At 56.8% G+C, this 23,329-nt stretch carries 22 protein-coding genes; 17 read left to right on the top strand and 5 right to left on the bottom strand.

Annotated elements, in window-relative coordinates; translation table 11 throughout:
- Positions 1-339 precede the first annotated feature (339 nt).
- Positions 340-1,986, top strand: coding sequence for a serine hydrolase (locus ACK2JC_RS06295; RefSeq protein ID WP_320936101.1), 1,647 nt, complete (start codon positions 340-342; stop codon positions 1,984-1,986).
- Between the two features lie 65 nt (positions 1,987-2,051).
- Here ACK2JC_RS06295 and ACK2JC_RS06290 read toward each other — a convergent pair whose 3' ends face one another.
- Positions 2,052-4,754, bottom strand: a complete 2,703-nt coding sequence (locus ACK2JC_RS06290; protein ID WP_368272164.1) for an EAL domain-containing protein — start codon at positions 4,752-4,754, stop codon at positions 2,052-2,054.
- Positions 4,755-5,016: 262 nt separating this feature from the next.
- Between ACK2JC_RS06290 and ACK2JC_RS06285 the strand changes: the two genes are divergently transcribed.
- Positions 5,017-5,235, top strand: a complete 219-nt coding sequence (locus tag ACK2JC_RS06285; RefSeq protein ID WP_242956291.1) for a protein pyrBI — start codon at positions 5,017-5,019, stop codon at positions 5,233-5,235.
- A gap of 117 nt (positions 5,236-5,352) precedes the next feature.
- On the opposite strand, the gene ACK2JC_RS06280 is transcribed toward ACK2JC_RS06285, so the two are convergent.
- Positions 5,353-5,832, bottom strand: coding sequence for a helix-turn-helix transcriptional regulator (locus ACK2JC_RS06280; RefSeq protein WP_320936099.1), 480 nt, complete (start codon positions 5,830-5,832; stop codon positions 5,353-5,355).
- Between the two features lie 155 nt (positions 5,833-5,987).
- On the opposite strand from ACK2JC_RS06280, the gene rbr reads away from it, so the two are divergent.
- The 7 genes from rbr to mgtE all read left to right on the top strand — a co-directional run bounded on the left by rbr (position 5,988) and on the right by mgtE (position 14,387).
- Positions 5,988-6,587 (top strand): rubrerythrin, encoded by a 600-nt coding sequence (gene rbr, locus ACK2JC_RS06275; protein WP_118757170.1) that lies wholly within the window; start codon positions 5,988-5,990, stop codon positions 6,585-6,587.
- 127 nt (positions 6,588-6,714) lie between these two features.
- Positions 6,715-7,386 (top strand): HAD family hydrolase, encoded by a 672-nt coding sequence (locus tag ACK2JC_RS06270; protein WP_092361993.1) that lies wholly within the window; start codon positions 6,715-6,717, stop codon positions 7,384-7,386.
- Between the two features lie 31 nt (positions 7,387-7,417).
- Positions 7,418-8,290: a metallophosphoesterase gene (locus ACK2JC_RS06265; protein ID WP_092361995.1), complete on the top strand. Its 873-nt coding sequence runs from the start codon at positions 7,418-7,420 to the stop codon at positions 8,288-8,290.
- A gap of 124 nt (positions 8,291-8,414) precedes the next feature.
- Positions 8,415-9,215: a segregation and condensation protein A gene (locus tag ACK2JC_RS06260; RefSeq protein WP_092362354.1), complete on the top strand. Its 801-nt coding sequence runs from the start codon at positions 8,415-8,417 to the stop codon at positions 9,213-9,215.
- Positions 9,216-9,242: 27 nt separating this feature from the next.
- On the top strand, positions 9,243-10,268 hold the full coding sequence (gene scpB, locus ACK2JC_RS06255) for an SMC-Scp complex subunit ScpB (protein ID WP_320936098.1): 1,026 nt from the start codon (positions 9,243-9,245) through the stop codon (positions 10,266-10,268).
- A 249-nt stretch (positions 10,269-10,517) separates the two neighbouring features.
- Positions 10,518-12,650: an anaerobic ribonucleoside-triphosphate reductase gene (gene nrdD, locus ACK2JC_RS06250; RefSeq protein WP_107435928.1), complete on the top strand. Its 2,133-nt coding sequence runs from the start codon at positions 10,518-10,520 to the stop codon at positions 12,648-12,650.
- A 393-nt stretch (positions 12,651-13,043) separates the two neighbouring features.
- Entirely contained in the window at positions 13,044-14,387 is a 1,344-nt protein-coding gene (gene mgtE, locus ACK2JC_RS06245) for a magnesium transporter (RefSeq protein ID WP_182481705.1), read from the top strand.
- 127 nt (positions 14,388-14,514) lie between these two features.
- Here the strand turns inward: mgtE and ACK2JC_RS06240 are convergent, their stop codons facing one another.
- Together ACK2JC_RS06240 and ACK2JC_RS06235 are read right to left on the bottom strand one after the other, a co-directional pair.
- Positions 14,515-14,841 carry a helix-turn-helix domain-containing protein gene (locus ACK2JC_RS06240; RefSeq protein ID WP_368272166.1) on the bottom strand — a complete coding sequence of 109 codons (327 nt, stop codon included), beginning with the start codon at positions 14,839-14,841 and terminating at the stop codon, positions 14,515-14,517.
- Positions 14,842-14,982: 141 nt separating this feature from the next.
- Positions 14,983-15,243, bottom strand: a complete 261-nt coding sequence (locus ACK2JC_RS06235) for a helix-turn-helix domain-containing protein (protein WP_092362001.1) — start codon at positions 15,241-15,243, stop codon at positions 14,983-14,985.
- 131 nt (positions 15,244-15,374) lie between these two features.
- Between ACK2JC_RS06235 and ACK2JC_RS06230 the strand changes: the two genes are divergently transcribed.
- The 8 genes from ACK2JC_RS06230 (at position 15,375) to ACK2JC_RS06195 (ending at position 22,735) form a co-directional block, all read left to right on the top strand.
- Positions 15,375-15,617 (top strand): hypothetical protein, encoded by a 243-nt coding sequence (locus tag ACK2JC_RS06230; RefSeq protein WP_092362003.1) that lies wholly within the window; start codon positions 15,375-15,377, stop codon positions 15,615-15,617.
- A gap of 83 nt (positions 15,618-15,700) precedes the next feature.
- Positions 15,701-16,177 carry a large conductance mechanosensitive channel protein MscL gene (gene mscL, locus ACK2JC_RS06225; RefSeq protein WP_107435922.1) on the top strand — a complete coding sequence of 159 codons (477 nt, stop codon included), beginning with the start codon at positions 15,701-15,703 and terminating at the stop codon, positions 16,175-16,177.
- Positions 16,178-16,180: 3 nt separating this feature from the next.
- Positions 16,181-16,675, top strand: a complete 495-nt coding sequence (gene nrdG / locus ACK2JC_RS06220) for an anaerobic ribonucleoside-triphosphate reductase activating protein (RefSeq protein ID WP_092362007.1) — start codon at positions 16,181-16,183, stop codon at positions 16,673-16,675.
- Between the two features lie 56 nt (positions 16,676-16,731).
- Entirely contained in the window at positions 16,732-17,247 is a 516-nt protein-coding gene (locus ACK2JC_RS06215) for a deoxyuridine 5'-triphosphate nucleotidohydrolase (RefSeq protein WP_092362009.1), read from the top strand.
- A gap of 3 nt (positions 17,248-17,250) precedes the next feature.
- Positions 17,251-18,168 (top strand): tetratricopeptide repeat protein, encoded by a 918-nt coding sequence (locus ACK2JC_RS06210; protein ID WP_092362011.1) that lies wholly within the window; start codon positions 17,251-17,253, stop codon positions 18,166-18,168.
- A 43-nt stretch (positions 18,169-18,211) separates the two neighbouring features.
- The gene (hflX, locus tag ACK2JC_RS06205) at positions 18,212-19,495 is read left to right on the top strand and encodes a GTPase HflX (protein WP_276855621.1); all 1,284 of its coding nucleotides are present in this window, start codon (positions 18,212-18,214) and stop codon (positions 19,493-19,495) included.
- 326 nt (positions 19,496-19,821) lie between these two features.
- The gene (locus tag ACK2JC_RS06200) at positions 19,822-22,239 is read left to right on the top strand and encodes a ribonucleoside triphosphate reductase (RefSeq protein WP_368274710.1); all 2,418 of its coding nucleotides are present in this window, start codon (positions 19,822-19,824) and stop codon (positions 22,237-22,239) included.
- 178 nt (positions 22,240-22,417) lie between these two features.
- Positions 22,418-22,735: a hypothetical protein gene (locus ACK2JC_RS06195; protein ID WP_092362017.1), complete on the top strand. Its 318-nt coding sequence runs from the start codon at positions 22,418-22,420 to the stop codon at positions 22,733-22,735.
- A gap of 146 nt (positions 22,736-22,881) precedes the next feature.
- On the opposite strand, the gene ACK2JC_RS06190 is transcribed toward ACK2JC_RS06195, so the two are convergent.
- Complete coding sequence (locus ACK2JC_RS06190; RefSeq protein WP_024737105.1) at positions 22,882-23,313, bottom strand: hypothetical protein; 432 nt, start codon at positions 23,311-23,313, stop codon at positions 22,882-22,884.
- Positions 23,314-23,329 lie beyond the last annotated feature (16 nt).

The following is a 23,329-nucleotide window of genomic DNA, read 5'->3' as shown; positions in this document are numbered from 1 at the left end:
AACATATTTGTTATCATCAGCCTGGCTGCTGGTGACAAAATATAATAAGGAAACGCATTTCTTATCATCAGCCTGGCTGCTGATGACAGAGTATAATAAGGAAACGCATTTCTTATCATCAGCCTGGCGGCTGGTGACAGAGTATAATAAGGAAACGCATTTTTTATCATCAGCCTGACGGCTGGTGAAAAAGTATAATAGTGAAACAATGCAAGCTGCCCATGATTACCAACCGCGCAGCTCACAATGCAAGTTCCGGCGGAGTCTGGGAACGGACCGCAAGCTGGGAGCAGCCGTAAGGGAATTCTGCGGTAATATGATGGATCAGGAGAACACAGAATGAAAAGACGATTTCCATATAAGATACTGTTGAGCGCGTGCCTGAGCGCGGCGCTGGTCCTGGGACCGGCCGCGTATGCCTACGCTTCCTCTCCGGTGATCACACCGTTAGAGGAGAGCTCCGTGGCCAGCATGGGCTCAGGGGGAAACTCCGGCTCTTCCGGACAGAACGGAGGAGGACCGTCCTCCGGCAGCGGACAGGCCGCCCAGGGCAGCGCCCCCGGCCAGGGAACCACCGGCAGCCAGGACAGCACCCCCGGCCAGGGAACCACCGGCAGTCAGGGCAGCGCTCCCGGCCAAGGAACCACCGGCAGCCAGGGCAGCGCCCCCGGCCAGGGAACTACCGGAAGCCAGGGCAGCGCTCCCGGCCAGGAAGCCACCGGCAGTCAGGGCAGCGCCCCCGGCCAGGGAACCACTCCCGGCCAAGGCCCTACCCCTGGAACCACCGGTCCCTCAGACACGTCCGCCTCCCAGAGCCAGTCTGCCGGCCAGAATTCAGGTCAGACGTCCAACACGGCCGTAGCGGAGCCGGTGATCGCCGCGGAGGGAGCTGCTCTTTTGAACGCTTCCACGGGCCAGCTTCTGTTCTCGAAAAATGGAGACACAAAGCTTTACCCGGCCAGTATCACAAAGCTGATGACAGCTCTTCTGGTTGCTGAGAACTGCAATCTGGATGATACCGTGACCTTTTCTTCCACCGCCACCACCAATCTGGAGGCGGGAGCGGTGTCCCTCAACCTGGTGGAGGGGGACAAGCTGACAGTGCGCCAGTGTCTTTACGCTCTGCTGTTAAAATCCGCCAACGAGGTGGGCAACGCTCTGGCGGAGCACGTGGCGGGCAGCAACGCCAAGTTTGCGGATATGATGAACGCCAGGGCCGCGGCCCTGGGCTGCACCAACACGCATTTTACCAATCCCCACGGGCTCAACGACAATGACCACTATACCACGCCCAATGACATGGCGCTGATCGCCAAGGCTGCTTTTGAGAACGGTACGGTGCGCACAGTTGCCTCCACCCTGTCCTATGACCTGCCGGCGACCAAGAAAAATGCGGCCAGAACCATTTCCATCGGACACAAGATGCTGTATCCCAATGATTCTCGTTATTACGCTGGAATCATCGGCGGCAAGACCGGATACACCTCCAAGGCGGGCAACACGCTGGTGACGGCGGTGGAACGGGACGGCGTGCGCCTGATCGCGGTGGTGATGAAGAGCAAATCCACCCACTACACGGACACCAAGGCCCTTCTGGATTACGGTTTCGAGCTGGCAAAGCAGCAGAGCGCCGAAGGCGTGGACGGCGGCAGCGGCGGCCCGGGAACTGGCAATCCCACATCGGGATGGAACCAGGACTCCACCGGATGGTTCTATATCAAGGAGGACGGCTCCAGGGCGTCCAACCAATGGCTGAAGATTGCGGGGGAGGACTATTGGTTTGACCCCAACGCCTACATGGCCGTGGGCTGGCGCAAGTTCAACAACGGCGCGTGGTACTATTTCCATTCCAGCGGCGCCATGGCGAAGAACTGCTGGGTCAAGACCAATGAACAGTATTTCTACCTGGGAAGCGACGGCGTGATGCTGACCGACACCGTGACGCCCGACGGATACCGGGTAGATGAAAATGGAATATGGCGGTGATCTGCCGGAAGTGACGAAAAAAGCATGGAGCGTTGGGGCCCATGCTTTTTCTTAACTGGAGGCAGTTATTGCTGCAAGTATGTTTTTTCGAACTGGCCTGCGCAGACCGGTTTGCCAAATAGGAAGCCCTGGGCCAGCCGCACGCCGCAGGCGTTTAAGGCCGCCATCTGTTCCTCCGTCTCGATGCCCTCGGCCACCATACGGATGCCTAACTTGCCGCAGATTTCCGCGATGGATTCCACGATTGCCCTGGTTCTGGGATTGTGAGCCACGTCGCCGACCATGCTCTTGTCTAGCTTGAGCACGTCGAATTCCACGGAGGACAACAGGGCCAGGTTGGCGTACTCGGTCCCAAAGTCGTCGATGGCGACGGAAAAGCCCGCCCCGCGGATTTTGATGATCAGCGCCCGGATATCCAGTTCCTCCACCTCCCGCAGGCTTTCCGTGATCTCGATCTCCAGGAGCTCCGGGGAAATGCCGGAGGAATCACAGATTTCGGTGAGCTGCTCCACAAACAGCGGCTGCGCCAGGGAGCAGCGGGAGAAGTTTACGGAGACCGGAAATACCGCTTTGCCCTGTTCCATCCAGCGTTTGAGCCTGGAGCAGACGAACTGGAACACGAAGAAATCGATCTGACTGACAGCCCCCGTCTCCTCTATCAGCGGGAGGAAATTTCCGGGCAGAACCAGGGCGTCCGGACGGGGCTGGTAGCGGATCAGGGCCTCCGTTCCCACGGCCCTGCGATCCGGGCAGGAAATCTTGGGCTGCAGATACACGACAAAACGGTTTTGCCGGATCTCCTCCTGTAAGACGGCGGGGTCCGCCAGGTACAACAACTCGTCGCTGTGGTGGCGGTAGCGGTTGGAGGCCGGGTGGGTGCGGTAAAATGTTTTCTTGTCCTCATACATCCGGGCGTCCGCTTCGGCGATAATCTGGTTCAGATCGTCGATTTTTTCCGACCAGCGGGAACCGATGGCCGCGCGGCACATGGGATCTGCGCGGAACTGGGCCTTCAGATCCCGGGTTCTGCTCTCAAAAAGCTCCTTTTCCAATCCGGGGCAGATGATCACGAATTCATCCCCGCCGATCCGGTAGAAGTTGGCGCCGGGGAACGCGTGTTTCATTCTGCGGGCGCATTCCGCCAGAACCTCGTCGCCGTAGGCGTGGCCGTGCTGGTCGTTGATGTCTTTTAAGCCGTTGACGTCCAGATAGACGATTCCCACGGAGACTTCGGCGGTGGAAAGGTCTTTCGTATCCTCGATGTACCGGTTCCGGTTGTAAAATGAGGTCAGCTTGTCATAGTAGCTTAATTGGGACAGCTGCTTTTGGCTCTGCGCGTGCCGCCAGGCCAGCATAAGAAAATAGCACAGGGTCTGGAGCAGGGGAGCGATGTTGGACATGTGGTCCGGAGACGGGTTGTCAACGCCCAGGTAGCCGGTCAGAGTCCCGTCCATTTCCATGGGAGCGGCCACCAGGCTGTGGATGGACTGGCTGTGCAGGAATTCATATTCCACAGGATCGGATTCCTTTAATGTTTCCACGTCCTCAATCACGATACATCCGCGCTGGTCGAAGGAGGGGAGCCAGCGGCGGATGGTGGAGAGCGGAACATTGTGTCTGCGCGCTGCATCGGCCTGGGTTCCGCTGGAGACCCATTGAATGGCTTCGCAGAGAGAGTCCTCCTGGATGGAGATGATGTAAGCGCGGCCGGCCGACAGGAAGCTGCCCAGCCGCTCAAGCATCTGGGAGACTGCGCTTTTAAGCTCGCTTTCCTGGTAGAGCGTGCGCACGCACTCCGTGATCATTTTTTCCGCGTCCAGCGTGAATTTGAGCTGTAATTTTTCGCACTCGGACTTGGTGTTGTCGAAGGCGATTTCCATCCGGGCAGGGCGCCCGTCCCACTCGATCAGGCGGTCCTTAAGCAGGTAGTGGCGGCCGGTGACGGGATTGGTGTATTCCCAGGTGTAGGTCTCCCCGTCCTTTAAAAAATGGTTGGTGCAGAAGCTGCAGGGCGCGTCCGCATTCTGAAGCACGCGGTAGCATTTCTGGCCCGCCAGCACGTCCACGCCAAAGGTTTCCCGCCCGGCGTCGTTGATGAATAGCAGCTCATAAGTTTCCGGATCTGCCACATACATGAGTTCGGAAATATCGTTCATGGGCGCGCGCAGAGCCTCGGACATGCGGGAGAGGTATTCGCTCCGGCGTTTATTGGCTTCCTCGGCCTGAGCCAGGGCTTTTTGGCGCGCGGACTGCCTGGAGGTGTAGACGGAAAGCGCGACGGCCAAAAGAATAAACGCGCCAGTCAGCAGGGACAGGCTTCTCTGCGCCATAAGCACGCGGCCCTCCGTAAACTCCTCGGCGGCGCTCACGACCTGATCCGCCAGCTCGAAGAATCGTTCGCTGGCCGCGAACAGCTCGTCCGGCGCATTTCCGCCGCGAACCTGGTAAATCTGCTGCCGGATCTGCTGCCAGTCCTCTTTCATTTGCGCCGCCAATTCCAGGTATCCGGGATCGTTCAGGCGGGCGAGGCCGTTTTCCCCTTCCCCGGTCAAAAGCTCCTCAATAATGGCGTCGATTTGTTCCATCAGCCCGTCGTTGGGGGTGTTGTTGAGCTCCTGCTTCACCAGGCGCTGGGTAGCGCCGCGCACAACGCCGGTATAGTTGATGATGCGGGCATTGCCCTGGAGATGGGAAATGGAGACGAGAGAAAGAAAACTGGAAATCAGCAATGCAGCCGCCAGGGTAATGGGAATGATTTTCTTTTGCATAATGGCTCTCCCCGAAGGATAAATTTCTATATCGTTAATTGCCTTAATCATAGCAAATTGGTGGTTCTTGTCAACCTATATTTGGAAGATAGCGGTGCGGATCATCGGCGCAAATGAATAAAAAATGTGCATTATACACAAAAAATGTGGGCGTATATGCAGGAAAATTAAACAAAATTGGTGATAAGTGCGAAAAAACGCTGACATTTTTTCGATGGAAATGGTAAAATAAAGAAAAAGAACGATACGGAGGAATGTCCTGATGAGAAGAATCATGAGTGCCTGCCTGTTACAGACCATGCGGTTTGATACCGCAAACGACGCGAACCCGGACCAGGAGTTTGAGATGTTCTGTCAGAAGATGGACCGGAACAGGACCCAATATGTGATTGAGGACAAGAAAAAAGAGCCGGACGGCTCCCTGGTGGTCAGGTTGAGAAGGCAGTACAATACCTACAAAACGACCGGGTATATGGATTAGAGACAGGCATGCCGGAGGCGGAAGTTCAAACCGCCTCCGGCATTTCTATGGAAGACGCGCGTTCTCCGGAACTGCCTGCGCGGGCTGCTGCCGGGGAGGTGGGAGGCGGGCAGCGGCCTACTTCTTCTTGCCGCCCTTTCCCTTCTTGTCGCCTTTCTCTTTCTTGGCCTTATCGCCCTTGCCGGATTTCTTTTCCTTGGGGGCTTTTTCTTTCTCCGCCTTTAACGGCTTTGCGCCGTCCTTGTCGGGTTTTTCCTTTCCGGACTTGTCGGCCTTTTTTGCGGCTTTTTCCGGTTTTTCCGCGGCGGTCTTGCCCTTGGGGGCTTTTTTCGCTTTGGGTTTGTCGGCGGCCGGTTCCTCCGTCTGCGCGGGAAGGGGGCCGGTCCAGCCGGAGGTCTCGTCGGGGCAGAACTCCATGATGTCGCCTATGCCGCACTGCAGAATGGTACAGAGCGTATCAATGGTGTGGGTGGACACATGCATGTTCTTCTTCAGGCGGCCGATCTGGCCGGCGCTGAAGCCGTGCTGCTTGATCAGGCGGTATTGGGTAAGCTCTTTGTCTTCCATGGTTTTCCACAGACGGTCATAACGAATCATAGGCTCTCCTCCTTGCGATATTATCCATATTTGGATTGTAACATGGAAAAAGGCGAAACACAAGGAAATAAAATTGGATTCTATATGGGTATAATCCATATGCTTCCAGGGGATAGTATGAATATGAAACGATGATGATTAGGAGGAAATGAAATATGCCAGATTTGAGAGACAGCGAGACAGCTAAAAACCTGATGCGCGCGTTTGCAGGCGAGAGCCAGGCGCGGAACCGCTATACCTTCGCGGCCGCCCTTGCCCGGTTCCAGAAAATGCCGGTGGTGGAGCAGATTTTTACCTACACGGCCAACCAGGAAAAGGAGCACGCGGAGATTTTCTACAAGTTCCTGGAACCTCTGGATAAGGAAACCATATTCATAGATGGAGGTTATCCGGTGGATATGGAGCAGAACACACTGGCGCAGTTGAACGCGGCGGCGCACAATGAGTTTGAGGAGCACGACGTGGTGTACAAATCCTTCGGCGATATCGCCAAGGAGGAGGGCTTTTCCAGGATCGGAAATGTGTTCCACATGATCGCGGAGATCGAGAAGACCCATGGGGAACGGTTTCAGCATTTGGCGGACCGGCTGGGAAGCGGGAAGCTGTTTATTTCCGATGTAAAGACCGGCTGGGTGTGTTTAAACTGCGGCCATATCCATTTCGGCACGGAAGCGCCCCAGATGTGCCCGGTCTGCCAGCATGAACAGGGCTATTTTGTCAGCGTGGAGCTGGCACCCTGGTATTTGGGCAGATAGCGCCGGTTCGGATTCGGACGCCGCAGGCTTAAAGCGCCGCGGCGTCCTTTTTACTTTGAAAATTTCCGCAGTTATGCTATGATACTATCTGAGACTGAAAAAGAAAGATTCGGAGGAAAGACAAGAGATGGCGCACAAGGTAAAAGCGGTGATTTTTGATCAGGATGGACTGATGTTTGATACGGAACGGCTGTCGGTGGAGGCCTGGAATATTGTGGGAAAACGGTTCGGCATTTCCGTGGGGGACGAGTTCTTTGACGGAATCCGGGGCAGCAAGCCGGACACGGTGAAGCGGCTGCTGAACGAGATGTTTGGGCCGGAATTCGACACGGACCGGTTCCTGGAGGAGAAGAGGGCGTTTTCCTATGATCAGATTCGCAAGTACGGCGTTCCGGTGAAAAAGGGTTTGAAGGAACTTCTTACATATTTAAAAGAGAAGGGAATCAAAACAGCGGTTGCCACCTCCAGCGGACGCCAGTGGACGGAGCAGAATGTGGGGGGCGCCGGCATCGACGGCTTTTTTGACGCATATGCCTTCGGGGAGATGGTGACCCACGCCAAGCCGGACCCGGAGATCTTTTACCTGGCCGCGGATATGCTGGGCGAAAAGCCGGAGGAGTGCATGGTGCTGGAGGACAGCTTCAACGGCATAAGCGCCGCGTTAAACGGCGGCTTCCTTGCGGTGATGGTGCCGGACCTGAGCATCCCGGGACCGGAGCTGACCGCAAAACTGACCGCCAAGTGCGACAGCCTTCTGGATGTGATCCGGCTGTTTGAAGAAGGTTTTTTTACAGTATAGGCGGGAAAATGCAAACTGCGGAGGTGACGGGATGATAAAAGGGATAACCACAGCGGCCACGTTTGGGGCGGCTGTCTGCCTGGCGCGGTCGGAATATGAGAAAAAGCGGTTCTCTGTGGAGGAGACCTGCATCCGGTCGGACAAGATTTTGAAGGATAAGACCCTTGTCTTTTTGTCGGACCTGCACAACAATGAGTTCGGCCCGGGGAACCGGCGGCTTTTGGAGGCAATCCGGCGGGTAAACCCGGACGCGGTGCTGATCGGCGGCGATATGATGGTGTGCAAGGGCAGGCGGGATGTGGCGGTGCCTTTGGAGCTGGTGAAGCGGCTGGCAAGGGATTTCCCGGTGTACTGCGGCAACGGGAACCACGAGAACCGCATGGTCTGGGAGCGGGAGACTTACGGCGGCCTGTACGAGGAGTACCGGGACCGGCTGAAGCGGATGGGCGTGATCTATCTGGAAAACGGGACGGCTCCCTGGGGGGCGGATACAGAGATTTCCGGGCTGGATCTGGGACAGCGGTATTATCGCAAGGCTCTGTTTGAGAAGCTGGACCCGATGCCGCCGGATTATCTGGTCCGCAGGCTGGGCCGGGTGCGGGGAGCCGGGCGGGAAGAGAAATTCCAGATTCTGCTGGCGCACTCTCCCATGTATTTTAAGGATTACGCGGCCTGGGGGGCGGATTTGACCCTGTCCGGGCATTTCCACGGGGGAACCATCCGCATCCCGGGCCTGGGCGGCGTGATGACGCCCCAGTACCAGTTTTTCATTCCCTGGTGCGCGGGGGATTTTGAGACGGACGGGAAGCGCATGATCGTCAGCCGGGGACTGGGCACCCACTCCATCAACATCCGCCTGAACAACCGGCCTCAGCTGGTGGTGGTGCGGCTGAAAAAGCAGTAGCGGGCTTTTGGGTTCTGTGGTAAGATAAATGCTGATGGCCGGAAGCGGATGGACCCCGCAGAACCGGCTGACCACGGGCGGTGAAACGGCGTTTGACGCTGTCAGGGCCGGAAAAAGAGGATTTATGGTACAGATATCTTACAAGCTGGAGCATTTTGAGGGACCTTTGGACCTGCTCCTGCATCTGATTGAGAAAAATAAGGTAAATATTTACGATATTCCCATCGCGGAGATCACTAACCAATATCTGGAATATGTGCGGAACATGGAGCGGGAGGACTTAAATGTCGTCAGCGAGTTTCTGGTGATGGCCGCCACGCTGCTGGATATCAAGGCCCGTATGCTGCTTCCCAAGGAAGTGGACGAGGAGGGCGAGGAGATTGACCCGCGGGCGGAGCTAGTACAGCGTTTGCTGGAATACAAGACCTACCGGCTGATGGCCGATGAGCTGGCCAGGCGGGAGGATGGCGCGGACCGCCTTCTGTACAAGTCGCCCACCATTCCGCCGGAGGTGGCTAAATATGAGCCGCCGGTGGATTTGGACAGCCTGTTGGACGGCCTCACCCTGGCGAAGCTGAAGCGGGTGTTCGAGCAGGTGATGAAGCGCAAGGAGGACAAGGTAGACCCGATCCGCAGCAATTTCGGCACCATCCGGCGGGAGCCGGTGAGCCTGGAGCAGAAGATCGGATCGGTGCTTGGCTATGCCAGGAAAAACCGGCATTTCAGCTTCCGCCATCTACTGGAGGAGCAGGCGGACAAGCTGGAGGTGGTGGTCACCTTTCTGGCGGTTCTGGAGTTGATGAAGATCGGCAAAATCCATCTGGTGCAGGAGGAGACCTTCGGAGACATGGAGATCGAAGCCCTGGAGCCGGAGGGGGAGGAAGCGGAGCTGGACTTAGACGGGCTGGCGGATTTCGCGGAGTGACGATTGAAGGGATAAGGACGGATAGAGATGGAAGAGGGAAAACTGACAAGAGGCGCCGGAGCGGGGCAGCCGGAGCAGGCCGGCGTACAAAACGGCCAGTTGGCGCTGGAGTTTCCGCCCACCGAGAATGAGAAGGAGCAGGAGGCGGTCGTTGAGGCCGTCCTGTTTACCATGGGGCGCTCCGTGGAGCTGCGGCAGCTGGCCGCGGCCATTGGGCAGGACCGGGAGACGGCCAGGCGGGCGGTGGAACGCCTGAAGGCCCGGTATGACAAGAGCAGAAGCTGCGGGATGCAGATTATCGCGCTGGAGGACAGCTACCAGATGTGCACCAAGGCGAAATATTATGACAACCTGATCCGGGTGGCGTCCACGCCCAAGAAGCAGGTGCTCACCGAGGTAATGTTGGAAACGCTGTCCATCATCGCCTACAAGCAGCCGGTGACCAAGCTGGAGATTGAGAAGATCCGCGGCGTCAAGTCCGACCACGCGGTGAACCGGCTGATCGAGTTCAACCTGGTGTACGAGGTGGGCCGCATGGACGCGCCGGGCCGTCCGGCGCTGTTCGCCACCACCGAGGAGTTTTTGCGCCGCTTCGGCGTCGGCTCCACCGACGATCTTCCCAGCATGAATCCCGAGCAGGCAGAGGAGATCAAGGCCGAGGTGGAGGAGGAGCTGCAGCTGAAGCTGGAGGACCTGGCAGTTAAGAGTGACGGCGGGGAAGAAGCGGCGGAAGAGACGGCGGGAGATTTGGCCGCGGCGGAGGCCGCGGCCGGGGTGGAACTATCTGCTGCCGGGGGCGAAAGCGCAGACCGGGCTGAAACTGGTGCCCAGGCTGAAACTGCGGTCCGGGCCGAAACTGCAGCCCGGGCCGAAAGCACAGCTCAGGCCGAAAGCACAGCCCAGGCCGAAACCGCCCCCTGGGCCCCCGCCCTCGAGGACCCCGACCTTACCGAGGACGAGCTGGCGCTTCTGGAGCAGGAAGCAGCCTACGCGGCGGAGCTGGAAGCCGCTGCAGCCGCCAGGGAGGAAGAGGAGGAGCGGGAACGGCGCTGAGAGCGAAAACTGCGGCGGATTTGGGGCGTGAAAGCCCCTGGTCCGCCCCGAAATACAGGCTGAGAGAGACATTTTCCATTGCTGGAAGATGTCTCTTTTTCTGGAAATTGACTCTTGACGAAACCGGCTCGCCGTGATAGGATATCATATGCGTTATACATATAGTGTACTCATTTGACAACAAAACACAATATATAGTGATAGAGGCCCGGGGTGACCGAAAACCGGGCAGGACAGGAGGCAAAAGCAGTGGAGTGCAGTGAGATCAAGGTGATTAAAAAAGACGGAACCAGGGAGGATTTCAACGTCCAGAAGGTGGTGGCGGCGGTCCGCAAGTCGGCGGAGCGCGCCATGATCCGTTTTTCCAAGGCGGAGATCACGTTTATCTGCCAGTTTGTGGAGGAGAAGGCGGAGGATATGGAGGTCACGGAGATCCCCATCGCCCAGATGCACAACGTGGTGGAGGGCGCGCTGGAGAAGGTGAATCCCCAGGTGGCCAAGAGCTACCGGGATTACCGCAACTACAAGCAGGATTTCGTTCAGATGCTGGACGACGTTTACAAGAAGAGCCAGTCCATCATGTACATCGGCGACAAGGAGAACAGCAACACGGACAGCGCTCTGGTATCCACCAAGCGCAGCCTGATCTTCAACGAGCTGAACAAGTCCCTGTACCAGAAGTTCTTTATGACCGTGGAGGAGCTGCAGGCCTGCCGCGAGGGCTACATTTACATCCACGACATGTCCGCCAGGCGCGACACCATGAACTGCTGCCTCTTCGACGTGAAGTCCGTGCTCACCGGCGGTTTCGAGATGGGCAACCTCTGGTACAATGAGCCCAAGACATTGGACGTGGCCTTTGACGTGATCGGGGATATCGTGCTCAGCGCGGCCAGCCAGCAGTACGGCGGATTCACCGTGCCCAGTGTGGAGGAGATTCTGGCGCCCTACGCAGAAAAGTCCTACGAGCAGTACATTGAGAAATATCTGGACCTGGGCCTGACCGACGGTAAGGCCATGGAGGTGGCGTGGAGCGACGTGCAGCGCGATATGGAGCAGGGCTTCCAGGGCTGGGAGTACAAGTTCAACTCCGTCTCCTCCAGCCGCGGAGATTACCCCTTTATCACCATGACGGCGGGAACGGGCACCAGCCGTTTCGCCAGGATGGCTACCATCACCATGCTGAACGTGCGCAAGGGCGGCGAGGGCAAAAAGGGCCACAAGAAGCCGGTGCTGTTCCCCAAGATTGTGTTCCTCTACGACGAGAAGCTCCACGGCCCGGGCGGCGAGCTGGAGGACGTGTTCGAGGCGGGAATCGACTGTTCCAGCAAGACCATGTACCCGGACTGGCTGTCCCTGACCGGCAAGGGGTACATTTCCAGCATGTACAAACAGTATGGCAAGATCATTTCCCCCATGGGCTGCCGCGCCTTCCTCTCACCCTGGTATGAGCGGGGCGGTATGTACCCGGTAGACAGCAAGGATGCGCCGGTGTTTGTGGGCCGTTTCAACATCGGCGTGGTGAGCCTGCACCTGCCCATGATCCTGGCGAAGGCCCGCCAGGAGAGCCGGGATTTCTTTGAGGTGCTGGACTATTACCTGGAGCTGATCCGCAGGATCCATATCCGCACCTACGCCTACCTGGGCGAGATGAAGGCCAGCACCAACCCGCTGGCTTACTGCGAGGGAGGATTTTACGGGGGCCATCTGGGGCTTCACGACAAGATCAAACCTCTGTTAAAGACCGCCACCGCCTCCTTCGGGATCACCGCGTTCAACGAGCTGCAGCAGCTCTACAACGGCAAGTCCCTGGTGGAGGACGGAGCCTTTGCCCTGGAAACCCTGGAGCACATCAACCGGAAGGTGAACCAGTTCAAGGAGGAGGACGGCAATCTCTACGCCATCTACGCCACCCCGGCGGAGAACCTCTGCGGCCTGCAGGTGAAGCAGTTCCGCAACAAGTACGGGATCATTGAAAATGTTTCGGACCGGGAGTATGTGAGCAACGGTTTCCACTGCCATGTGACCGAGGAGATCACGCCCATTCAGAAGCAGGACCTGGAGTACCGGTTCTGGGAGCTGTGCAACGGCGGCAAGATCCAGTACGTGAAATACCCGGTGGGCTACAACAAGGAGGCCATCCGCACCCTGGTGCGCCGGGCTATGGCCATGGGCTTTTACGAGGGCGTAAACCTCGCCCTGTCCTACTGCGACGACTGCGGCCACCAGGAGCTGAATATGGACGTGTGCCCCAAATGCGGCAGCAAAAACCTGACGAAAATCGACCGCATGAACGGGTACCTGAGCTATTCCCGGGTGAAGGGCGACACACGGTTAAACGAGGCCAAAATGGCGGAGATCGCAGAGCGGAAGAGTATGTAGGGCGATGGGAATATTTCTCTGCCCGGGCTTTTGGGGTTGCTTTTCCACGGAAAGTCTGTTAGGATAAAAGAGGAATAAAATTCATAAAAAAGGAAGTGAACACTCAGTGGAAGGTCGAAGTTGCAAGATGAAAGCGGACGAATCTGGATATGTGCATAGGCGTATGGATCAGGCGGTAGTCTGCTGGAGCAGGTTCGGCGGCTGCTGATTGGTGATGCCGTGAAACTGCCCGCAGCGGCAGAGCGGCGTTTGATAGAGGAGAAAGATCCGGCGTTTATGGAGAGGCGGCTGTTTCCCCGGTCAGGGGTGCGGCAGTCTCTCCTTTTGCGTGTGCGCAAATCCATGGTTTGCTTTCATCGGCCAAGACAGAAATTGTGCCGAGAGGAGAACGACATGGAGAAAATGATTGAAATGATGTTAAAGCTGGCGGAGGAGAAACAGTACCGCCGGTTAAAGGAGCTGCTGGCTGAGATGAACGAGGTGGATATCGCCGCCTTCATCGACGAGCTGGATTCGGAGAAAGCCGTTGTGGTGTTCCGGATTCTGCCGAAGGAGCTGGCGGCGGATGTATTTGCCTGCCTGTCCGTGGAGAAACAGCAGCATATTATCACCAGCATCACGGACCGCGAGGTGGCCACCATTATCGAGGACCTGTTTGTGGATGACGCGGTGGATATGTTGGAGGAGCTGCCCGCTACTGTGGTGAAAAAGGTTCTGCAGAACGCCAATCCGGACACCAGAGCCCTGATCAACCAGTTTTTAAACTACCCGGACAACAGCGCGGGCAGCATCATGACCGCGGAGTATGTGGGCCTGAAAAAGACCATGACCGTGAAGGAGGCCTTCGACTATATCCGCCGCCACGGCGTGGACAAGGAGACCATTTACACCTCCTATGTGATGAACGAGGCCAGGCAGCTGGAGGGCGTGGTCACGGTGCGCGACCTGCTGATGAACACGTATGAGACCGTGATCGGCGACATTATGGACACCCACGTGATCAAGGCGGTGACCACGGACGACCAGGAGGAGGTGGCGGACTGCTTCCAGAAGTACGGCCTTTTAAACCTTCCAGTGGTGGACCATGAGAACCGCCTGGTGGGCATCGTGACCGTGGACGACATCGTGGACGTAATCGAGCAGGAGGCCACGGAGGACTTCGAGAAGATGGCCGCCATGGCGCCCAGCGAGCGGCCGTACTTAAAGACCGGCGTGTTTCAACTGGCCAAGAACCGTATTTTCTGGCTTCTGGTGCTGATGATCAGCAGCCTGATCACGGGCGGGATTCTGGCCAAGTACGAGAACGCCTTCGCGGTGCTGCCTTTGCTTGTGACCTTTATCCCCATGCTGACGGACACCGGCGGAAACGCGGGCAGCCAGAGCAGCACCCTGATCATCCGCGGCATGGCGGTGGGCGAGATCGAACCCGCGGACGTGTTCAAGGTGGTGTGGAAGGAGCTGCGCGTGGGCACCCTGGTGGGAGTTGTGCTGGCGGCGGTGAATTTTGTGCAGCTTTTGATCCGCTTCCCCGGACAGCCCCTGGTCTGCGCCACCGTGGTGGTCAGCCTGATGGCCACTGTGATTCTGGCGAAAACCATCGGCTGTATGCTGCCGATGGCGGCCAAGGTTCTGCACATGGACCCGGCCATCATGGCGGCTCCGCTCATCACCACCATTGTGGACGCCTTAAGCCTGGTGATCTATTTCCAGCTGGCCTGCGCGCTGCTGGGACTGTAGGGGCAGGATTGCATAAAAGAAGAGCGGCGACGGAATCAGATATACCGTCGGCCGCTCTTTTTAGTATGGAGACAAAACGCTGCGCCCACATTCCCGGGGGGCTGTGCCCGGCCCTTTATCCCGATTTTCAGGCGTCGTGCCTGCCGTCCGCCAGTCCCTTGATGTAGGCCATGGCCTTGTCTTTGCTGCGCGAGTCCAGGACATTGTAATGATCCAGAAGCGCCTTCTGGTTTTCCGTCAGCACGGTGGAGATTCCATCCCTCTTATAAAATTTGGCCATGGTAATTCCCATGGCCGAACAGACACGTCGAAGAGTGACAATACTGGGCGTAGTCGTTCGGCGAAAGAGGTTGCTTATGTTATTTGCGGAATCATTCATTTCCTTTGCCAGCTTGTAGTGGCTCCACCCGCGCTCTCTGCACAGTTCTTCAATCCGATCCAGTTCATAACTCATTCTTCCACCACCAAGACAAAATTCACGATACCCCGTGGTTATTGTACCCCAGGAACCGTTTAATTATCAGACTGAAAAAGCGTGTACAAATAGACACTTTATAGTGTATAATCTAGGGTAATCAAATAGTAGGAGGGGAGATTAATGAGTGGATGTATCATCGAAACTGAGCATTTCGTTGGGAGTCACATTGAAAAAATGGCAGAGGGCCCGTAGCTCGATGTCTGTGACCAGGCGAGTGCCCTTTTCGATTCTGAGTATGGTCAGATCATTGAAATCATAGCCGTTTAATTGCAGCTTGGCGGCCAGCGCCCGCTGGGAAAGGCCGCGCCGCTTCCGCAATGAGCGGATCGTATCGCCTATCAAATTTTTCTTTGTTTCCGAATTATAAGATATTTTCATTATTTACCTCACGTGATATGGAATTTTCTAATACTGAAGCGTTTATTAGATTGTAAGGAAATATTAATTGCCAAACACTTCTAATAGTGAAACACATCAAAATAAAATATGCATGATGAAAGGGAGAAGAGATGAACAAGATTTTGGAACAACTGGAGCAAGAGGAGATTATGGATTACAAAAAAGAACTGAAACAGTACCTGGATGAGATTCCGGATCAGTATTTTTATGAATTTTTCCATATCCGCTCTATGACAGATCCGGTCTACGACGGGATCAGCCGGGATTTGATGTCTCGGGGATACTATGCGCTGCTGGCCAGATTCTCGGAATTTCACAAGGATCTGAAGCGCTTTCTACATGAATATAACTGAATTTTGTGGAAAAATCATCTTCCGTATGGTAAACTAAGAAAAGCGGCCTTCGGGCCCTACCAATGAATACGGAGGGATATACAATGAAAAAGTTTCTGGATGAGTTTAAGGCGTTCGCCCTCAAGGGCAATATGATCGATCTGGCGGTCGGCATGATTATCGGCAGCGCGTTTACTTCCATTGTAAATTCGCTTGTCAACGACATTTTTATGCCCCTTCTGAGCCTGATCACCGGCAAGGTGGATTTCACCAACATGTTTATCGCGTTGGATGGGAATACATATGCTACGCTGACGGAGGCCAAGGAACTTTCTGTGGCTACCATTAATTACGGGTCCTTTATCACACAGACGATCAACTTCCTGCTGATGGCTTTGGTTGTGTTCATCACGGTGAAACAGGTCAATAAGCTGCGCAGCATGGGGAAGAAGCCGGAGGCGCCGGCCGCTCCCACGCAGAAGGAATGCCCGTACTGCCGCAGCATGATTCCGATCAATGCGGTGCGCTGCCCTCATTGTACCTCTCTGCTGGAAACATCTGAGGAAACGGAGAGAGAGTAAGTCATGCGTTATCACAATATCACGAAGGACGATATGCTCAACGGGGAAGGGCTGCGGGTGGTACTCTGGGTTGCCGGCTGCAGCCACAACTGTCCGGAATGCCACAATCCGGTGACCTGGGATATCCGGGGCGGAATCCCCTTTGACCAGGCGGCTAAGGACGAGCTGTTTGAGGAGCTTCAAAAAGACTATGTATCCGGGGTCACCTTAAGCGGCGGGGACCCGCTGCACCCGGACAACCGGGAGGAGACCGGCCGGCTGATCGATGAGATCTGCGACCGCTTTCCGGGAAAGACCATCTGGCTTTACACCGGCTACGACTGGGAGGAGATCTGCGGTCTGCCGTGTATCCGCAAGGTGGACGTGGTGGTGGACGGCGAGTTCGTGGCAGGGCTCAAGGACAACAGCCTCCAGTGGAAGGGCAGTTCCAACCAGCGGGTTATCGATGTGCAGAGGTCCCTTCTGACCGGCGCGGCGGTGACCCTTGACCGGAGCTGAGACAGCCGCCATGGAGCGGACGATTCGAATCATACAGAAAAGGTTAGGTTACAGACATGCAGAGAATTGCAAAATTTCACAAGGTAAGCTTTGAACAATTTTTGGGGGACTGGACGGACGCCTTCGGCGGAGTGTCTGCCGATGAGGCACGGGCGGTCTATGACGGGATCCGCCTTCCGGCCAGGGCCACCGCCGGTTCGGCGGGATACGACTTTTTTACCCCGGTTGCCGTGACCGTCGCGCCGGGCGAGTCCGTGAAAATCCCCACCGGAGTCCGGGTTGAGATGGAGGAGGGCTGGGTGCTGTCCATTTTCCCGCGCAGCAGCCTGGGCTTTAAATACCGCCTCCAGCTGAACAACACCGTGGGCATCATCGACAGCGACTATTTTTATTCGGATAATGAAGGGCATATGTTTATCAAGATGACCAATGATTCCAGAGAGGGAAAAACGGTGGAGCTGGCCGCAGGAATGGCCTTTGCCCAGGGTATTTTCCTCCCCTATGGTATCACGGTGGACGACGATTGCACAAGCACGCGCAACGGCGGCTTCGGCAGCACGGATGCGAGGTAGGAAATGAGCAGAAACAGTGGAAATATCCGCTACAGCGAGCGGCGTCCCTACGATTCAGGGCGGAATCCGCGCCTGGACCGGGAACGGCGGGCCGCGCGCAAGCGCAGGAGAAGGAACCGGCTGGTCAAGGGACTCATCGCGTGGGCGGTCTGCATTTTGCTGGTGGTGCTGGTGGCCTTCGCCACTGTGCGCGTACTTGGCAATATGTCCACGTCCAAGCAGCGGGAGCTGCGGGCCGCGGGAATTGAAAAGCTGGATGCCGGGGACTTTGCCGGGGCGATTGCGGATTTTGACCAGGCGCTGGCTGTGATGGACAAGGACACCGGCGAGATGGCGGTGGACGTGCTGCGCTACCGGGCTGAGGCGGAGTACCGCCTGGAGGACTACGAGGCGGCGTACTACAGCTACAAGCTTCTGATGGAGCGGGACGCCAAAAATCTGCAGTATTGGTACATGGCCAGCATGTGCTGCGCGGCCATGGGCGATGCAGACCAGGCGGTGGAGCTGTACGACTATGTGCAGCGGACCGGCGGGGATGCAAAGAAGCCGGTGGAGGGGCGTTTGAACGCGCTTCTGTCCGTCGGGGCGGCCTGCGTGAAAACGGGCGCCTACGATCAGGCCATGAGTCTGTACGAAAATGCGCTGAGGGATGGGCTGGACGATGGGAAAATCTATTTGCAGATGGGTTTATGCCAGATGGCTGAAGAGAATTACAAGGACGCTGCTGATTCGTTTGACCAGGGGAAAGTGAAGGCGTCAGAGGATCGGGAGCTGCTTCGGGAACTTTCGTATAACCGGGCGGTGTGCAGCGAATACTTATACAAGTACGACGAAGCCCTGAAGCTGTTCGAGGAGTACAACAAGAGCTTCGGACCGGATGAGCGGGCGGAGCATGAGATCGCATTTTTAAAGAGCCGGTAAGGCGTTTGGCAGCCGGAGCGGTAAATTCGGAATAAGAGGTAGTATGGCAGAATTATTTGATTTGAAAGAGACTGAGGAGCGGGTGGTCCTGATCGCGGTGAGCACCGGGGACGGGGACGACGCGGAGGCCTCCTTAAAGGAGCTGGCGGAGCTGGTGAAAACGGCCGGAGCCGTGACCGTGGACAAGGTGATCCAGAACCGCGAGAAGGTGCACCCGGGCACGTATCTGGGCAAGGGGAAGATCGAGGAGGTCAAGGATCTGGTCTGGGAGCTTGACGCCACCGGCGTGGTCTGCGACGACGAGCTGAGCCCCGCCCAGCTTAAGAACCTGGAGGCGGCCCTGGACACCAAGGTGATGGACCGCACCATGGTGATCCTGGACATTTTCGCTTCCAGGGCCCACACCCGGGAGGGGAAGATCCAGGTGGAGCTGGCCCAGCTCAAATACCGGGCCGCGCGCCTGGTGGGCATGCGCGCCTCCCTGTCCCGCCTGGGCGGCGGCATCGGCACCAGGGGACCGGGCGAGAAGAAGCTGGAGGTGGACCGGCGCCTGATCCACGAGCGCATCGGGCAGCTGAAAGCGGAGTTGGAGGATGTGAAACGCCACCGTGAGGTGACCCGGCAGCAGCGGGAGCAGGGCTGCGCCGTCAGCGCGGCCATCGTGGGCTACACCAACGCGGGCAAATCCACCCTGTTAAACCATCTGACCGACGCGGATATCCTGGCGGAGGACAAGCTGTTCGCCACCCTGGATCCCACCACCAGAAGCTTTACCTTGCCGGGGGACCAGCAGATTCTGCTGACGGACACCGTGGGTTTTATCCGCAAGCTGCCCCACCACCTGATCGAGGCGTTTAAGAGCACCCTGGAGGAGGCCAAGTACAGCGATATCATCCTCCATGTGGTGGACTGCTCCAACCCGCAGATGGACATGCAGATGCATGTGGTGCGGGAGACGTTGAAGGACTTGGAGATCGTGGACAAGACGGTGGTCACGGTGTTCAACAAGACGGACCGCTTAAGAGCCCTGGTGGAGTCCGGCGAGGCCGGGCCTTTAGCCCAGCTGCCCAGAGATTTCTCCGCGGACTACCAGGTGCGCATCTCGGCCAAGACCGGGGAGGGCTTGGACGAGCTGTGCGGCATTCTGGAGCAGATCATCCGCAGCCGCCGGGTTCACCTGGAGAAGGTTTACCCCTACTCCCAGGCCGGCCGGATTCAGACCATCCGCAAGTACGGCCAGCTCCTGAAGGAGGAGTACACGGAGGACGGGATCGCGGTGGAGGCGTATGTGCCGGCCGAGCTGTTTGGAAAATTGTATGCGGATTAGGGGATAGAGACGTCTAACCACCCGCAAACCACGCAGCTACAAGGCTTTCCGCGAATTATAAGCAGAGGTAATAAAACACAATATCTTGATTGGCATAAAAAGTTGATCATAGATATTGTGTTTTTGTTTTGGGTCTGCTATAATGGGTGAAGTGGCGGACTGACAGAGAGACGAAAACACCGATTGTCGTCAACGGATCGTGGATCCGGGGATTTTCGGAGCAAATGGAATGGGCTGCCGGCGTAGCCGGCGGGCCATTATGTCTTATGGGATAAAAGCCGGGGGCCATTATCATCGGACAAGGGTCGAAAGGAGTTATGTTTGTAATGATTGAAGTTGTGAAACGTGATGGGGAGATAGCCGAATTCAGCCTGAACAAGATCACCGAGGCGATCAAGAAGGCGTTTAAGGCCACGAAGAAGGATTATAACAACGAGATTCTGGAGTTGCTTTCGCTGCGCGTAACCGCGGATTTCCAGGGCAAGATGACGGAGGGCCGTATTTCCGTGGAGGAGATTCAGGACAGTGTGGAGCACGTGCTGGAGCAGACCGGTTACACGGATGTGGCGAAGGCATACATTTTATATAGAAAACAGCGCGAGAAAATCCGCAACATGAACAGCACCATCCTGGACTACAAGGACGTGGTGAACAGCTATGTGAAGGTTGAGGACTGGCGCGTGAAGGAGAATTCCACCGTGACCTACTCCGTTGGCGGACTGATCCTGAGCAATTCCGGCGCTGTGACGGCCAACTACTGGCTCAGCGAGATCTACGACCACGAGGTGGCGGAGGCCCACCGGAACGCGGACATCCATATTCACGATCTGTCCATGCTCACCGGCTACTGCGCGGGCTGGTCCTTAAAGCAGCTCCTGCAGGAGGGACTGGGCGGGATCACCGGAAAGATCACCTCCTCCCCGGCCAAGCACCTGTCCGTGCTGTGCAACCAGATGGTCAATTTCCTCGGCATTATGCAGAACGAGTGGGCCGGAGCCCAGGCGTTCTCCTCCTTTGATACATACCTTGCCCCCTTTGTGAAGGTGGACAACTTAAGCTACTCCGAGGTTAAGAAGTGCATCGAGTCCTTTATCTACGGCGTGAACACCCCCAGCCGCTGGGGCACCCAGGCTCCCTTCTCCAACATCACCCTGGACTGGACGGTTCCCAATGATCTGGCGGAGCTGAACGCAATCGTGGGCGGCAAGGAGATGGACTTCAAGTACAAGGACTGCAAGGCGGAGATGGATCTGATCAACAAGGCCTTCATCGAGACCATGATCGAGGGCGACGCCAACGGGCGCGGCTTCCAGTACCCCATCCCCACCTACTCCATTACCAATGATTTCGACTGGTCCGATACGGAGAACAACCGCCTGCTGTTCGAGATGACGGCCAAGTACGGCACCCCGTATTTCTCCAACTATATCAACAGCGATATGCAGCCCAGCGACGTGCGCAGCATGTGCTGCCGCCTGCGCCTGGACCTGCGTGAGCTGCGCAAGAAAACCGGCGGCTTCTTCGGCTCCGGCGAGAGCACCGGTTCCGTGGGCGTTGTGACCATCAATATGCCCCGCATCGCTTACCTGTCCAAGGATGAGAAGGATTTCTACGAGCGCCTGGACCACATGATGGACGTGTCCGCCCGCTCCTTAAAGACCAAGCGTGAAGTGATCACCAAGCTGCTGGATCAGGGCCTGTACCCCTACACCAAGCGGTATCTGGGGACATTTTCCAATCACTTCTCCACCATCGGCCTGATCGGCATGAACGAGGCCGGACTGAACGCCAGGTGGGTGCGCAAGGATATGACCGATCCGGAGTGCCAGAAGTTCACCAGGGATGTTTTAAACCATATGCGTGAGCGCCTGTCCGATTACCAGGAGATGTACGGCGACCTGTACAACCTGGAGGCGACCCCGGCTGAGTCCACCACCTACCGCCTGGCCAAGCACGACAAGAAGCATTATCCCGACATCATCACCGCCGGGTCCGAGGGGGATACGCCCTACTATACCAACAGTTCCCATCTGCCGGTGGACTACACCGCGGATGTGTTCGACGCCCTGGACATCCAGGATGAACTGCAGACCCTGTACACCTCCGGCACGGTGTTCCACGCGTTCCTGGGTGAGAAGCTGCCCGACTGGAAGGCGGCCGCCAATCTGGTACGCACCATTGCGGAGAACTACAAGCTGCCCTACTACACCATGTCGCCCACTTACTCCATCTGTAAGTCCCACGGATACCTGGCCGGCGAGCATTTCACCTGCCCGGTCTGCGGAGCCAAGGCGGAGGTTTACAGCCGGATTACGGGATACTACCGTCCGGTGCAGAACTGGAACGAGGGAAAGACCCAGGAGTACAAGAACCGCACCAACTACGACATCCACGGTTCCAGGCTGAAACACGGCGTCTCCCACATCAAGCCGGAGAGCCGCTGCAATGCGGAGGAGCAGAAGGCGGCGTCCAAGGGAGAGGTGAAGGCGGATACCGGCCTGTTCCTGTTCACCACCAAGACTTGCCCCAACTGCAAGGCTGCCAGGGAGTTCTTAAAGGGCATGAACTACCGCGTGATCGACGCCGAGGAGCATCCGGAGCTGGCGGAGAAGTTCAACATTTTCCAGGCCCCCACGCTGGTGGTGGATTTTGAGAACGACGGCATCGTCCAGAAGTTTGCCGGAGCTTCCAATATCAGGAAATTTGTGGAGCAGAACAAGGAGATTCTTCGGGTTTCCGTTTGATAAACGATCCGTTTAATATTGGGAAATGAACGGCCGGCGCAGCTGGAGACAGCTCTGCGCCGGCTTTTTGTCCGCCGGGGGCAAGGGATGGAGCGGGATTCGCGGCTTGTGATTTGAAGTGGGATATGATATAATATAAAGCATTTAACGGCGGAAACGGACATGCGAAGGAGGATTTATGGATCTGATTTTTTGGTTTATGGGGGGCCTGTGTATTGCGGAGGGCATCGATTTGTTCATGGGCAAGGATTTTATGATTTTTGTGGGGACAAACGTTGATAAAAGCGACTATGATGTGGATAAAGTGTACGCGGTTGAGAAATGGCTGTTCCTGGCCGACGCGCTGCTGAGTTTTGCCATGGCTTCCCACATCTTGTCCGAGCCGTTGGAATGGGTCTGTATGGCGGTGTTCGGTTTGACGCTGGTGGCCCATGTGTATGTGTTTAAGAGCAAGCGTTTCCGGAAGGAGCCGGGGAGCGGGAAAAAGAAGAAATGATCAGGAGAGGGCTGCTGGGCAGTGCACGCTGCGGGAGGAGCGCCGGTAATCGGACGGCGTTTGACCGGAAAAGGGCATTGGCAGCAGCCTTTGCATGAATATGAGAAACGCAGTGTCACAAAACGCCGCGGTTTAAAAAACCGCAGTTACTGGATCTTCGCCTTATCCAGAGCGGTCTGGATGGCTTTTAACAGCGCGGCCGAGGTGTAGCGGGACTGGCTGGAGTATGTAAGGTTTTCCAGGGACTGGGTGCTCACGATCTGGTCCGCCAGCTCGTCGAGCGTGGGCTGCATCAGCGGGTACATGGTGGTGACTGCTTCGCTTAAGGGCACCAGGGAAACGGAGCTGATCCGGTTGGCATCCACGGCCACCTGCACGTTTACGTCCTGGTTTCCCAGATTCAGGGAGGCGCTGTAGACGCCGGGGATATAGCTGGCCGCTTCACTGCCGGCTGTATCTTTTTTGGGACGGAACATAATGAGGCACAGGGTGACGAGCAGAATAGCCAGGCCCACGAAGATCCCGGTGTAGATAATCTCTTTCATGCGCAGCACGACGATTTTGGTTTTGGAGCTCATAGATAAAACCTCCGGT

It is taken from the genome of Enterocloster lavalensis, from assembly GCF_046603895.1.
In the GTDB taxonomy this organism is placed as follows: Bacteria; Bacillota; Clostridia; order Lachnospirales; family Lachnospiraceae; genus Enterocloster; species Enterocloster lavalensis.
This window is presented reverse-complemented; position numbering and strand designations above follow the sequence as displayed.

Excerpts from the sequence above, each read along its gene's own strand:
- ACK2JC_RS06295 (WP_320936101.1), top strand. The coding sequence starts at position 340 with ATGAAAAGACGATTTCCATATAAGATACTGTTGAGCGCGTGCCTGAGC.
- ACK2JC_RS06290 (WP_368272164.1), bottom strand. The coding sequence starts at position 4,754 with ATGCAAAAGAAAATCATTCCCATTACCCTGGCGGCTGCATTGCTGATT.
- ACK2JC_RS06285 (WP_242956291.1), top strand. The coding sequence starts at position 5,017 with ATGAGAAGAATCATGAGTGCCTGCCTGTTACAGACCATGCGGTTTGAT.
- ACK2JC_RS06280 (WP_320936099.1), bottom strand. The coding sequence starts at position 5,832 with ATGATTCGTTATGACCGTCTGTGGAAAACCATGGAAGACAAAGAGCTT.
- rbr (WP_118757170.1), top strand. The coding sequence starts at position 5,988 with ATGCCAGATTTGAGAGACAGCGAGACAGCTAAAAACCTGATGCGCGCG.
- ACK2JC_RS06270 (WP_092361993.1), top strand. The coding sequence starts at position 6,715 with ATGGCGCACAAGGTAAAAGCGGTGATTTTTGATCAGGATGGACTGATG.
- ACK2JC_RS06265 (WP_092361995.1), top strand. The coding sequence starts at position 7,418 with ATGATAAAAGGGATAACCACAGCGGCCACGTTTGGGGCGGCTGTCTGC.
- ACK2JC_RS06260 (WP_092362354.1), top strand. The coding sequence starts at position 8,415 with ATGGTACAGATATCTTACAAGCTGGAGCATTTTGAGGGACCTTTGGAC.
- scpB (WP_320936098.1), top strand. The coding sequence starts at position 9,243 with ATGGAAGAGGGAAAACTGACAAGAGGCGCCGGAGCGGGGCAGCCGGAG.
- mgtE (WP_182481705.1), top strand. The coding sequence starts at position 13,044 with ATGGAGAAAATGATTGAAATGATGTTAAAGCTGGCGGAGGAGAAACAG.
- ACK2JC_RS06240 (WP_368272166.1), bottom strand. The coding sequence starts at position 14,841 with ATGAGTTATGAACTGGATCGGATTGAAGAACTGTGCAGAGAGCGCGGG.
- ACK2JC_RS06235 (WP_092362001.1), bottom strand. The coding sequence starts at position 15,243 with ATGAAAATATCTTATAATTCGGAAACAAAGAAAAATTTGATAGGCGAT.
- ACK2JC_RS06230 (WP_092362003.1), top strand. The coding sequence starts at position 15,375 with ATGAACAAGATTTTGGAACAACTGGAGCAAGAGGAGATTATGGATTAC.
- mscL (WP_107435922.1), top strand. The coding sequence starts at position 15,701 with ATGAAAAAGTTTCTGGATGAGTTTAAGGCGTTCGCCCTCAAGGGCAAT.
- nrdG (WP_092362007.1), top strand. The coding sequence starts at position 16,181 with ATGCGTTATCACAATATCACGAAGGACGATATGCTCAACGGGGAAGGG.
- ACK2JC_RS06215 (WP_092362009.1), top strand. The coding sequence starts at position 16,732 with ATGCAGAGAATTGCAAAATTTCACAAGGTAAGCTTTGAACAATTTTTG.
- ACK2JC_RS06210 (WP_092362011.1), top strand. The coding sequence starts at position 17,251 with ATGAGCAGAAACAGTGGAAATATCCGCTACAGCGAGCGGCGTCCCTAC.
- hflX (WP_276855621.1), top strand. The coding sequence starts at position 18,212 with ATGGCAGAATTATTTGATTTGAAAGAGACTGAGGAGCGGGTGGTCCTG.
- ACK2JC_RS06200 (WP_368274710.1), top strand. The coding sequence starts at position 19,822 with ATGATTGAAGTTGTGAAACGTGATGGGGAGATAGCCGAATTCAGCCTG.
- ACK2JC_RS06195 (WP_092362017.1), top strand. The coding sequence starts at position 22,418 with ATGGATCTGATTTTTTGGTTTATGGGGGGCCTGTGTATTGCGGAGGGC.
- ACK2JC_RS06190 (WP_024737105.1), bottom strand. The coding sequence starts at position 23,313 with ATGAGCTCCAAAACCAAAATCGTCGTGCTGCGCATGAAAGAGATTATC.